The 12,391-nt window shown below is 45.2% G+C and carries 11 protein-coding genes; 9 read left to right on the top strand and 2 right to left on the bottom strand.

Annotation, left to right across the window (positions count from 1 at the left end):
• The first annotated feature begins 121 nt into the window (after positions 1–121).
• Complete coding sequence (locus tag GC102_RS29210; RefSeq protein ID WP_029193210.1) at positions 122–337, top strand: hypothetical protein; 216 nt, start codon at positions 122–124, stop codon at positions 335–337.
• A 161-nt stretch (positions 338–498) separates the two neighbouring features.
• On the opposite strand, the gene GC102_RS29205 is transcribed toward GC102_RS29210, so the two are convergent.
• Positions 499–2,421, bottom strand: coding sequence for a glycosyl hydrolase family 18 protein (locus tag GC102_RS29205; protein WP_171692637.1), 1,923 nt, complete (start codon positions 2,419–2,421; stop codon positions 499–501).
• 180 nt (positions 2,422–2,601) lie between these two features.
• On the opposite strand from GC102_RS29205, the gene GC102_RS29200 reads away from it, so the two are divergent.
• The 8 genes from GC102_RS29200 (at position 2,602) to GC102_RS29165 (ending at position 12,069) form a co-directional block, all read left to right on the top strand.
• Positions 2,602–3,135: a DUF309 domain-containing protein gene (locus GC102_RS29200; protein WP_171692636.1), complete on the top strand. Its 534-nt coding sequence runs from the start codon at positions 2,602–2,604 to the stop codon at positions 3,133–3,135.
• Positions 3,132–3,860 (top strand): response regulator transcription factor, encoded by a 729-nt coding sequence (locus GC102_RS29195; protein ID WP_171692635.1) that lies wholly within the window; start codon positions 3,132–3,134, stop codon positions 3,858–3,860. Before GC102_RS29200 ends, GC102_RS29195 begins: the two co-directional genes overlap by 4 nt.
• Positions 3,853–5,307 (top strand): sensor histidine kinase, encoded by a 1,455-nt coding sequence (locus GC102_RS29190; protein ID WP_171692634.1) that lies wholly within the window; start codon positions 3,853–3,855, stop codon positions 5,305–5,307. The genes GC102_RS29195 and GC102_RS29190 overlap by 8 nt, the downstream gene beginning before the upstream one ends.
• 101 nt (positions 5,308–5,408) lie before the next feature.
• Entirely contained in the window at positions 5,409–6,020 is a 612-nt protein-coding gene (locus GC102_RS29185; RefSeq protein ID WP_171692633.1) for a hypothetical protein, read from the top strand.
• A gap of 126 nt (positions 6,021–6,146) precedes the next feature.
• Entirely contained in the window at positions 6,147–7,871 is a 1,725-nt protein-coding gene (locus GC102_RS29180; RefSeq protein WP_171692632.1) for an efflux RND transporter periplasmic adaptor subunit, read from the top strand.
• 27 nt (positions 7,872–7,898) lie between these two features.
• The gene (locus GC102_RS29175) at positions 7,899–8,615 is read left to right on the top strand and encodes an ABC transporter ATP-binding protein (RefSeq protein WP_216628206.1); all 717 of its coding nucleotides are present in this window, start codon (positions 7,899–7,901) and stop codon (positions 8,613–8,615) included.
• A complete protein-coding gene (locus GC102_RS29170) occupies positions 8,612–9,790 on the top strand; it encodes an ABC transporter permease (RefSeq protein WP_171649306.1) in 1,179 nt (392 codons plus the stop codon). The genes GC102_RS29175 and GC102_RS29170 overlap by 4 nt, the downstream gene beginning before the upstream one ends.
• A gap of 161 nt (positions 9,791–9,951) precedes the next feature.
• Positions 9,952–12,069: a hypothetical protein gene (locus tag GC102_RS29165; protein ID WP_171692631.1), complete on the top strand. Its 2,118-nt coding sequence runs from the start codon at positions 9,952–9,954 to the stop codon at positions 12,067–12,069.
• Positions 12,070–12,150: 81 nt separating this feature from the next.
• Here GC102_RS29165 and GC102_RS39170 read toward each other — a convergent pair.
• Positions 12,151–12,391: hypothetical protein (locus GC102_RS39170; protein WP_216628205.1), on the bottom strand; the 241-nt coding region annotated here is incomplete at its 5' end.

The raw sequence follows: 12,391 nt of genomic DNA, 5'->3' as shown, positions 1-12,391 counted from the left end.
TTATTTAGGGTGGGCGAAAGAGGCCTATTTTTATACATAGGCTGGAAGGGTTTATTATTCACCTTAACAATGATTACCCACATATAAATGGAGTAGCTACAAACTTCAAGGGGTTGAACCTATGGCTAAGGATGAGTTGCAACAATGTGTCAGGTGTAAATATGTCGCTGATAAAGAAGATAACTACTGCATTCGTTGTGGAGCGCCGCTTAAGAATAAATGTACCAAAGAGAAAACCTTATTGCACAAAGGGTGCTATAAAGTTAACAAGCCGGACGCCAAATATTGTTCGGGCTGCGGTACTGAAACCATTTTTAGCGAATGGGGTCTTATCTGATCTGCATCGAATAGCTCAAATTTCATCGAATAACGCCCTCTCGTTCCGCTAATTCAATGTTTAGCTCATTTCATCCACTTTAGCGGCTTGTCGTTCCGTTAAGAATAACATTGACACCAAAAGGACCTCCCCACATTGGCGGAAGTCCTTTTTTCCTCTTATTATTTATTCTGCAAAATCAATTTCCATAAGTCCGCTTGATCATAACCAAGCCGCCATGCTGCGACACCAGCGATGTCGTACTTTTTCGCCATGTCCAGACGAGCTTTGACCGTAGCCTCATCTTCCAACCAGAATACATAGGTGAAGCCATCCTCTTGGTACTCGATCCGATATTGTTCGAAGGTTTTGTCCCAAGTTTGTTTGGTTGATTTGGAAGCTAATAAAGCAGGGATGTCTTTCATCAGCAAGGTTCGATTACTTTGCAAGGCTCCGGCTGCATCCAGCTTCCATTCACGCACATAGTAGGGGATACCTAGAATGATTTTGTCCCGCGGAATGCCATAGGAAAGGAATTCTTGAATACCGCCATCTGTCCAAGGAAGTCCGGCTACAGACCCAGCAGAAGTACTGCCCCGCCAGAACTGATCGTAGGCCATGATGACGACGTAATCAACCAGACTCCCCAGCTTCTCATGATCGAATGCAGAAAGATGGTTCCATTTGACACTCCCACGTGGCAGATCAATGGATACAGCTAGGCTGTTCAAGTGAGCGTATGAGGTTAATTTGGCTATGAAGGCTGTAAAAGCGTTACGATCCGAACCAGCCAGGCTTTCGAAATCCACATTGATTCCCGGAACTCCAAGCTGCACAGAGCGGTCTACCAAGGCCTTAACGAATTTGTCTTGGGCAGCGCTATCCGCAAGGAATTGAGTTGTCAAGGTCGAGTTAAATTGGTTGCTGACTAGCGGATATACGGTGTATCCATTCTTTTGGAGCCATGTGACGGTATCGGCATTGGATTGATCCTTCAAATTACCTGCTGCATCCGCAAGCTCGAAATAGCTTGGAGAATCAACATCAAGTCCGACTGTATTATTCACATGCGCTTTAATCGCATCACCACCGGCCATGCCGTTCCAGCCCCATACCTGGAGCTTTTTGAAGTTATCCCAAAGGAAGCGATGATCGAGCGTTTGAACAGAAGAATTACTGTACTGCACACTGTAACTTAAGGCTTCGGGAATCGTCTTAAATTCGCCTATGAGAGCTGTATTCTGAAACACTTGATAAGAGGCGTAGTTGTTCCAAATTTTGCGGCCATCTAGGAAGATAGAGCTGTGTCCCCATAGGTGTGCGTAATCTTGTGCTTCATTCAAGGAAGCAAAGTCCTGCAAAAATGTGTCATTTTGAAATACTTTATAAATTTTAAGATTGCTATACACCGTTTTTTTCGTATTTTTATTGACTACGGTTGAATTTCCCCATTTGAGAGCTTCATTAATGGCGTCCTCTAAGGATGCAAAGGCCCAGTTGTCTGCTGAAAATGTACCTTGATACACCTTGTAAATAAGCTCACCAGAGCGGAGTGATTTCTTTTCCTCATTTGAGATATTGTCCCAAACCCACTTATTGCTGTTTAAATCAATAATATGGGCGCCGCCCCATTTCTTCGCTTCGGCAACGGCTTCGTTCAACGTTAGAAACTTCCATGAATCCTGCGTGATTTCATTTTGGTAGACTTGGAAATTAGGATAATTGTTCCACACCCAACCTGAGGATTGCAGGTCCCGAACACTAGCGTTGGTCCATTTTTTTGCTTCAGCGATGGCTGCGTCCAGTGAGGCAAATTGCCACTCTGGCAATGATACATCCAACTGAAAAACTTGATAGCGTGGGAAATTGTTCCACAACCATTTGCGAGTGCTTATTTCTTCAACATGACTATTCGTAAAACCTTTTGCAAATGCTTCTGCTTGCCCATAAGCCGCAAATTCCATGAGTACATGATTGTACTGATAGACGCGGTATTTCGTTGTTTTGTCCGGACTTGATTGAACCGTACCTGCAGCATGAACAGCAGTTGGTACGCTCATCGATAGTATCAGGGTGCCTGTGAGCATCCATTTCCCAATTTTCATCCATCACGCCTCTTTCTACTAAACTACTTAATTGGACGTAAGATATGATAGTTTGGTTGCGTTGGAAAATGTATGAAAGTTAGTGACCCCTCGTTGATGTTGGACGATGGCACAACTTTCGAGTAACATGAGAAGTAATTAGGCATTACCGTGATCACAACAAGGTGAGGGGAACGAATCATGAAGCCGTATCCGGAGGCATATATCGATTATTTACTTTATTTCCATGCACAACGAGATTATTTTGAATGCCATGAAGTGATGGAGGAGTTCTGGAAGGAACATCCTGGGGATGCACGCAGCAGAACCTATGTCGCTCTTATTCAAATAGCAGTAGGTATGTATCATATTCGTAGAGGCAACCGCACTGGTGCTGTGAAAATGCTGCAAAGCGCGGGAAGGAATGCAGAAGCTCCTCATGTCCTTTCATTGGGGCTTAACCCCGATAAGCTTCAAGAGCTTCTTAACCAGGTTTGGTCTTCCATAGAGCAAAATGAATTTCTATATGAGGATATTAATTTGCCTATTACTGACCCGGAACTTATAGATTTCTGCTTAAAAGAGTGCGACAGAAGAGGGCTGATATGGCAGTCGCCAAGCCTGATGGAAGATGAGCATCTCATCCAAAAACATACGCGGAGAGATCGTTCAGAGGTAATTAATGAAAGAGCAAGGCAGCAGCAGATTCGCAAGGAAAAGGGTGGCGCTAGATGAGTTCGGAAGGCAAAGTTCTAGTTGTAGATGACGAACCGAATATTGCTGAAGTCGTCAGACTGTACTTGGAGCATTCCAACTATGAGGCGATTATATTGCCGCGAGGGCAGGAAGTGCTTCGTACGATAATAAACGAGAAACCAAACTTGGTTCTACTGGATATCATGCTCCCTGATATATCCGGTTACGAGTTATGTGAGCAAATTCGCAAAATGGAGGCCCCCTATCATCAAACGCCAATCATATTCCTCACGGCAAAAGGGGAGTCCATCGATAAGCTGAGAGGGTTTAATCTGGGGGTTGACGATTATTTGGTCAAGCCTTTCGATCCGAATGAGCTCATTGCCCGTATTAAGGCCGTGCTGCGCCGCACGATTCAAGTCCCTATGGAACTGTCTCAAACCCAGAATACATCCCGTAAATGGCTGGAGATCGGCAATATTGTTATTGATCTTGAGCAGTATCGGGTCACAGTCGGTGGGAAACGGGTTGAGCTTACGCCGAAGGAGATTGAGCTGTTGTATTTCCTGACCAGCCATCCAAGCCGTGTTTTTACACGAGAGGATCTTCTTGGCTATGTGTGGAATTTTGATTTTACAGGCGGCACACGCACGGTTGATGCCCATGTGAAAAATTTGCGTAAAAAATTAGGGCAGCATGACATGTGGTGCATCCAGACCCTGTGGGGAATTGGCTACTCCTTTGAGGTGGTTCAGCATGTTTAAGCGGTGGTTGACGGGAAAGAGCAACAGCTTATATTTGAAAATTTTCCTGTCTTTTCTTGCGACTTGTGTGCTTTTTTTTGTTGGTCTTTTCCTGTTCTGGAACTACTATTTTACGGATTTATTTTATAAAGATAAGATCGAACTGATGGAGAAGCGTAATGTGGAAGTCACGCGCTTAATGAATTCTTTACAGGATGGGACGATCTCAACTCGAGAGCTGAAATATACGGTACGTATTTTGGCTAGAAGCATTAATGGACAAGTTTGGCTTGTTGATGATAAGGGCAACATTCTGAATGGCTCCTCGGATAGTGAAGGGAGAGCTATTCCTAAACAGATGGATACGCTCTTTATCGATGGTCTTCACGGTCATACCGGCTATGGCATGGTTGGCTTAACGACACCGGATGGACGAACCATAAATCTGTTTACGTATCACGCCCCGTATCAACTAAACGGACAACCTATGGTCATCATTCTTCATTTTCCAGCTGGAGATATCAGTGAAGCCATTTCAGCAGTTCGCGTTAACATTCTGGTTCCGCTCCTATTTTCACTGGTAGCTGTTGGTTTCATTCTGTTTTTCATTTCTCGCAAACTTGCAGGACCGCTTCAACAGATGAATCGAGCCGCAATCGAGCTTGCGCATGGTGATTTCACTACACGGGTTCCGGTAACTTCAAAGGATGAGGTAGGGCAGCTCGCTGCTAGCTTCAACTTCATGGTCGAACAGCTGGAGGAATGGGAAGGCACAAGGCAGGAGTTTTTGACGAATGTATCCCATGAGCTTCGTTCTCCGTTAACGACACTTCGCGGTTTTATTGTGGCAATGAATGATAAGGTCATTCCGGAAGAGAAATATTCGCATTACCTGCGTATCTGTGACCAAGAAGTTCAGCGGCTGCAGCGTCTTGTGACCGATCTATTAGATTTGGCACAGATTCAAAATGGGGTAGATGTGTTCCGACTTAGGCCTGTATCCATCGCAGAAACACTTGAAGAATCGTTGGAACTGCTGAAGGCACCGATAGCAGCGAAGGAAATAAACTTTCACCTCATTCTTCCTGAGCCAGACAAGGTGTCCTCCCAGGTTCACTTAGACCCTGATCGATTTGCTCAAATTGTACAAAATTTAATCTATAATTCGTTGAAATTCACACAAAAGGGCGGAACGATAACGGTAGCTCTAGAAGAGCAGGAGCGCGAGGTCCATATGTATGTTCGTGATACCGGGGAAGGGATGACAGATTCCGAGTTAGAACGCATTTGGGATCGTTTCTACAAAGCAGACGAAGCAAGAACTTCGCGGTCAGACGTTAAGACAGGAACGGGTCTTGGACTTACGATTGTGAAGCATTTGGTTACTGGAATGAATGGAACGATACATGTTCGCAGTCGGGTAGGCGAAGGCACCGAATTTCGTGTTACTTTTCCTCGTATTTCGTAGATAATTCACAATAATTTTACATCTAAAGCTAACTTAATTCATCATTATTTTGTATCCTGTTGCTGTTGGACAGGATTTTTTGTTTTGGAGGTGTATGCAAGGTGAAATACACACGGAAAATGGTGCTGCGTTTAACGCTCATTTCCTTCCTGCTAAGTGGTTGCAGTGGGCACATGCCTCTGCTTGACAGCACTTCGGCATTGACATCGCCTTCTCCATCATCTGGGAAAACTCCACAGGAAGCCCCCCTCGCTGAAGATGTCCAAAACCTTAGAGAGATGCAGCTCGTTATGCTGTTTCAGGGGTTAATTCGAATGGATCGGCTTGACTCCCTAACCATTACGGCCAAGCAGGCTGAGGCTATTCTGCCTTATGTTCGCAAAAGTATGGATGAAGGAAGCATTACCGAGTCCGAACAAAAACAAGTCATTAATGGCTTAACGCTTTCGCAGCGAACTTTTCTGGATGAACAATCCAAGCAAATGAAGAAACGTATGGCGGAGCGGATGGACAATCTGGGTGAAGAGGTATCCTCAGAAGAACGGGAAAAGCGAATCAATGCGTTTATTCAAAAAAGAAAGGCGGAGCGCCAGGTTGAAGCAGGTATGATGACGGACCGTGGAAACGGTGAATTTCAGCTTTTTGACCAAAGAAGTATGGGAATCAGTGTAGAACAGCAGCTAATGGAGCTGCTTACGTCCAAACATGATTAAATTTAAGTGGCAAGCGATGTAGAACACTTTTAAGCTTACGTTGCAAGTTTTGGTTGAGCAAAAAAGTTGAGCATATGCTTTCGAAGCCAGTTTTCTGGCGTAAATTCTAAGGGGGGTAGTCACTTCATGAAATGGTATCGCAGTAAGTGGTTCATTGTGATTGTCGCAGTAAGCGTTTGTGCAGGTGGTTCGTATGCTTACTTCGGTGGAAAAGGGAAGAAAGCAAAAGCTGCTGCCGTTAAAGAGGTGACGGTCGATGCCAAAAAAGGAAATATCCGCTTCTCCGTTTCCGGCACGGCACAGTTCGAGCCCAAAGATACACAAACGATTTCATCTACAGAAAATGCGAATATTAAATCAATTAATTTAACGCGAAACCAAGCGGTTAAAGCTGGAGATGTGCTTATTGAACTAACGAGTACAAGCTTGGAAAGCGATTTGCAAGATGCGCTTTTGACATATGAACAGCTTGAGAAAGATCTGAATGCCTTACAGCAGCAGGAAGGATTAATGGGTGTTAAAGCGCCTATTTCCGGTAAACTTACATACGCGAATAACATCGATTTAGGGTCGACAATCAATAAATCGACCAAAATTGCCACGATTGGTGATTTAAGTACTTTAACCGTAACGCTTCCTTTCTTTGTGGAAGATGCTTCGCAGCTTCATAAGGGAGATCCGGTGGATATTACGTTAGATGGATTTATGATCACGAAAACAGGATCGATTCAAAGTATCTCCAAAGATCCAAAATCGGATGGAAAAGGCGGTAAACTGATCGACATCGAAGTTGCTGTCCCGAATGACAATTCCATGGATGCAGGAACGAATGTGTCGGGTTCAGTTACCATCGGTGGTCGAACCGTCGATTCACAAGGCAAGAGTGCCTTGCAGTATCTGAAGGTGACGACGATTTTGGCTGGGACGACGGGGAGTATATCCGTATTACCTTTCAAAACGGGGAACATGGTACATCAAGGCGATACGATCGCAACCTTCGTGAATGATACGCTGGCCGATGATATTCTGACGAAACAGTCTGCTCTTGAACGGCAGAAGCTTAAAGTGGACTCGGCTAAGGACAAGGTGGACTCCCTCAAAATCGTTGCTCCCTTTGACGGTGTATTTTCAACCGACTTTGTGAATAAGAAAAATGATATTTTGAGTAATTTCAGGGTCGGAAGTAAGGTAACCAATGGTACGCAGTTCGGAGCTGTTGCTAGCCTAGCGAAAATGCAGCTGCCGGTGCAAGTGGATGAGCTGGATTTACCCAATATTAAGACGGGGATGAAAGCTGAAATCAAGGTTGATTCATACCCTGGACGCATATTCCCGGCAGAAGTAACTCAAATCTCTTCTGTGGGAACGACAACGAATGGCGTAACCTTCTATGATGTTGTCCTAGCTGCTGAAAATAAAGACAATATGTTGAAATATGGGATGACGGCAACTGGCGAAATTTTAATTCAAGATAAAAAAGACGTTATTTATTTACCGCCAGAAGCGCTGCAATCACAAAAAGGGAAGCGTGTTGTTTCTCTGAAGAAAGCCGATGGTACGGTGGATAATGAACACGAGGTTAAAATTGGAATTCGCTCCAAAACGCAAATCGAAATCACCGAAGGTCTTAAAGAAGGCGATAAAGTTGTTCTCCCTGTCGTGAAGAGACAGCAGAATTTAAGCCAAGATGAAATTAATCGTTTGAGACAGCAGTTCCAGCAAAACGGTGGCGCTGGAGGCGCTGGTGCTGGATTCCAAGGCGGAGCTGGTGGAGCAGGTGCAGGCGGTAACGGAGGTGCTGGGGGCAATACGGGGGCTACTCGGACTAACGGCGGTGGCGGTACCAGATAATACGGCCGGGAAAGGAGTTATTGCGGTATGAATATCATTGAACTGAAAGAGATTACCAAAACATATAAACGCGGGGAAGAAGATCTTCATGTTCTGCGCAGCATATCGCTTTCCGTTGCCGAGGGTGATTTTGTCGCCATTATCGGACCGAGTGGATCAGGGAAATCGACACTCATGAACACGATTGGCTTATTGGATGTGCCTACGACAGGCAGTTATACGTTGGATGGCGTTGTGACCGAAAATATGGGTGATAATGCCCTTGCTGAACTGCGAAACCAGAAGATCGGCTTCATTTTCCAACAATTTAATTTATTGCCTCGTTTGTCAGCTATGGAAAATGTGGAGCTTCCGATGATCTATGCTGGCATACCAAGGAAGGAACGGCGGGAGCGGGCACACAATATGTTGAAGATGCTCGGGATGGGGGAGCGTGGTCATCATAAGCCGAGTGAGCTATCAGGCGGCCAGCAGCAGCGTGTAGCCATCGCCCGGGCGCTTGCGATATCACCTTCGCTCATCTTAGCGGATGAACCAACCGGTGCGCTGGACTCCAGAACGGGTGAAGAAGTATTGGAGTTAATCCTGCAGCTGAATGCTCAAGGAAATACCATCGTATTGATTACGCATGATCATCACATTGCCGACAATGCCAAACGTGTCGTTTCCCTTAAGGATGGCGTCATTATTGATGACTATCGGAATAACATTCATATGGTTGCACAGCATGAGGTGAGCGTATGAAGCTAAGTGAACTCATTCGAATGTCACTTCGTACGATCATATCGAGTCCGCTGCGAACATTTTTAACCATGCTAGGCGTCATTATTGGAGTGAGCTCAGTCGTAACCTTGGTATCGATTGGTCAAGGCACTTCCGAGCAAATCGCCAAGCAATACGAGAACATGGGGACGAATCTGCTTGTTGTCACCGCGACCGGTAACGGACGTGCAACGCAATTGAATTATGATGAGCTGATGAATTTCGAGAATTTTCCGGAGTTCCAGTCGATTGCGCCAACGATGACGAAGAACGGATCCAACATTAAATATGATCGAACGCAGGAGAAGTACAATGTTATTGGAACGAACGATCGCTATTTTAACATAATTAAAGCAAGTATTGACAAGGGGCGCAATCTCGCTCCAGCTGATCTTGAGTTTCGCTCGAATGTCGTAATATTGGGTAGTGAAGTGGCTAAAACGTTCTTTGGTCAGTTAAACCCTGTAGGTGAAGATATCAATATCGACGGAGTCGTGTTCAATGTTATTGGAACTCTGAAAGAGAAGGGCTCTAACATCGGCGGGGCTTCTGTTGACAGTGCAGTGATTATGCCTTTGGAAACAGCAAGACGACAATTCAAGCTGGGGCAAATTCGCACAACCTACGTTGAAGCGCCGACGAAGGATGATATTTATACTGCTCAAGAGACAATGAAGCAGTATTTGACGTACAAGTTCAAAAGCGATACAGGCTTCATTTTAACGAACCAAGATGAACTGCTTAAAGCACGGACTGAAGCAACGAATACACTTACGAATCAATTAGTGGCTGTTGCGTTAATCTCTCTTCTCGTCGGCGGCATCGGAATCATGAATATTATGTTGGTTACGGTGAGTGAACGAACTCGTGAAATTGGGATTCGCAAATCGATTGGCGCCAAGCGCAGAAATATTTTGCTGCAATTTCTCGTGGAAGCCGTCGTCATAAGCGGTATGGGCGGATTAATCGGACTTGCGCTTGGAATCGGATTATCCTATGCGCTGCCTTATTTTAGCCCCAAGCAAACAACCAGTTTATCTTTTGATATTAGTTTGTATGCCTTTTTATTTTCGGTGCTTGTCGGTGTTATTTTTGGTTTATATCCGGCGAACAAAGCGTCCAAATTGCGTCCAATTGACGCGTTGCGGTCTGATTGATTTGAGACACTAATTGAACGAAAACTCAAGATTGTGCTTACGATGCCAGTTTTGCTAAAGCAAAACTCAGTAGATGCTTACGAAGTAAGTTTTCTACGAAAACTCTAGATTATGCTTACGATGCCAGTTTTGCTAAAGCAAAACTCTGAGGAGGACTACCTGTGAACCAACAACGAAAGATGAAACGCTTGCTCAGTCGTTCGGCTTTAATGCTAACCGCAGCAAGCTTCCTAACATTCCCCTTTGCAACATCGGCTTTTGCTGGGAAGGAAGGCGTGTTTCTCAGTGATTCCGTCTACTTTACATTGGACAAAGTTACCTTGTCTGCGGGGGCTGAGGATGGCTCGCTACGCTTCTCATTAGGCCTAAACAATAACAGCAGCTCACCGGTTGATTTCAATAACTATGGGGTCAAAGTTATAGACACTAACGGTGTGTCTTACACGGCGAAGCTGAGTGAGAAAGTAACGGCGCGTGTGAAAGCGGGAGAAACCGGCACGTTCAAATTTACTTCTGAAATTCCTGCGAATTTGAATCCGTCCCAGTTAAAGGTCGATATTTTCGAATGGAACTATAACGCGATGGAAGATATTGGCGCTTTGTCCGTAGAGGCTGCATTGGCGGAGTCGGGACAATCGGTGCTTCAACAAGCGGTTCTTAATTTGAAGGAACTGGACTCCACACTTGCTGATGATGCGTTACTAACGGCCCAATTAGGCAAAAGCTATAAAGTATATAAAGACGGGGCATGGATGGTGTATACCGACTTGCTGCTTGAAAATCTAAGTAGTTCAACGCTTAAGCTGCCAGATGGACTTGAATACAATTTCCAGGACAGTAAAGGGCTGACATACAGTGCCCAGTTTGCCAAAGTGGAAGGGCAATCCTTGCTTCCTCAGCAGCCTGTTAAAGCCACCTTACAAGCTGCGGTTCCAGCAGCGCTTGAGACCAAAGATTTGGCGTTGATATTCTCTCCAAAAGGCAAGGTGAAGACAACCGTTTTGGGTTCACTGAATGTTGCGAAGTCTTTTTCCATTGGAAAAATCGGTGACAAGACAGAGTATCCAAACCTGGATGTTAACGGCCTAGCGATCTCAACTTCATGGGCAGCGGCAAGTAAGCAATCGGACGGACTGCACTTGCAAGCCAACGTGACCTTAACAAATCAAAGCGATGGAATTGTGACCATACCAACTTTATCGGCGGAGTTCCAAGCACTTCGTGGCAGTGTGGCTGTTACCTCTAGTGATAACGCCGTACGCACGTCGTATTTATCTCCGAATGAGTCTACGACATTCCGTTTCTCTGGCATTTTGCCTGCAGGGCTGAACACAGATGCACTGCAGTTGGTTGTACTTGAGAAGCAGACGGTTGCTTCTACGACGACTCAGCCGAGTACAGGAACCGGGAATGCGGACACAAACAGCAGTAAGCTAGCGGCAACTTTGCCGGTTTCGGTTACGACACTTGCCGGTGCAGGAAACGGTGGAGAGGTTTCCTCTTACGCAGCTGCTCAAGCATACACCTTAGGCACACCATTCAAGCTTACGGCAAGTAATCTCATTGATTCGAATGTCGATGTATCCCTTGTGGAGTTTGGGATGAGTGAGAATTCGGACTTCGGGTTTAAGACGGTTGTTGCGAAGTATAAGCTGACGAATAAAGGGACAACGTCTTTGACCGTTCCGGATTTCCAAACGGATTTGACAAGCGCTGAAGGCTACACATACTCTGGCGTTCGACAGTCAGCTGTAGCGAAAACCATCGCACCCAACACTAGTTATGTGATGAGTTATTCTTACATGCTGCCTGCCGGTGAGAAAGCCGACCAGCTTGCACTTAATGTGTATGATGCCAATCGTCTAGCGGTAGGGTCATACAAAACAGCTATTCAACCAATACCAAGTACAGGCGCTATCTCCTTGTACCCTTATACCATCGACTTGAAGGATTACTCTGTGAGTGCTACATATAGTAAAGATTCATCCTATGCTTACAGGTTACGTTTGGATTTGGACGTGAAGAGGCAGGAACAAGTGATTACGGATGCGAACTTCTCAACACTTGCATTTGAAGTTGTTGACTCGGAAGGGCGACTGTTAAGCTCCAAAACAATGACCTTCACAGGGCAGCAGAAGATCATGTCCGGCGTTCAATTCATTGATTTCGGCAGTATCAAATCCGAACAATTGAGTTCCGATGTTAGCATCAACGTGTACGAAGTGGTTGCAACACCTAACGGTGACGCTAAACGCTTAGTGAAAACTATAAAAATGTAACAAATTAAGAGCAATGGCGCTTACCCTTCTAAGGGGTGAGTGCCTTTTTTGACATTGATATGCGTAGAAGTTGGCACAATGCTACTGTGATTCAAAGTATAAGGAGAAGAAGATGGGGAGCGAAGGTGAATAAGCACCGAAACGGAGCTTTCGGCTAGTGGTGACGGAAATAGGGTAGGAAAGCGAGCTTAAGATGAGCGAGAGTCGCGGTGAGGAAGGCACTTGAAAGCTGAGAGGCTGATTTCGGAGCTTACAGGAAAGGGAGTAAAAGGAGCGAAGGTGAATAAGCACTAAAATCGCGCTTTCAGCGAGAGATGACGGA

The sequence above is a fragment of the Paenibacillus germinis genome, from assembly GCF_013141785.1.
GTDB classification, from domain to species: domain Bacteria; phylum Bacillota; class Bacilli; order Paenibacillales; family NBRC-103111; genus Paenibacillus_E; species Paenibacillus_E phytorum.
The sequence above is the reverse complement of the archived record's forward strand: the minus strand, read 5'-3'. Positions and strand labels throughout refer to the sequence as shown.

Coding starts and splice junctions, on each gene's coding strand:
- GC102_RS29210 (WP_029193210.1), top strand. CDS start 122: ATGGCTAAGGATGAGTTGCAACAATGTGTCAGGTGTAAATATGTCGCT.
- GC102_RS29205 (WP_171692637.1), bottom strand. CDS start 2,421: ATGAAAATTGGGAAATGGATGCTCACAGGCACCCTGATACTATCGATG.
- GC102_RS29200 (WP_171692636.1), top strand. CDS start 2,602: ATGAAGCCGTATCCGGAGGCATATATCGATTATTTACTTTATTTCCAT.
- GC102_RS29195 (WP_171692635.1), top strand. CDS start 3,132: ATGAGTTCGGAAGGCAAAGTTCTAGTTGTAGATGACGAACCGAATATT.
- GC102_RS29190 (WP_171692634.1), top strand. CDS start 3,853: ATGTTTAAGCGGTGGTTGACGGGAAAGAGCAACAGCTTATATTTGAAA.
- GC102_RS29180 (WP_171692632.1), top strand. CDS start 6,147: ATGAAATGGTATCGCAGTAAGTGGTTCATTGTGATTGTCGCAGTAAGC.
- GC102_RS29175 (WP_216628206.1), top strand. CDS start 7,899: ATGAATATCATTGAACTGAAAGAGATTACCAAAACATATAAACGCGGG.
- GC102_RS29170 (WP_171649306.1), top strand. CDS start 8,612: ATGAAGCTAAGTGAACTCATTCGAATGTCACTTCGTACGATCATATCG.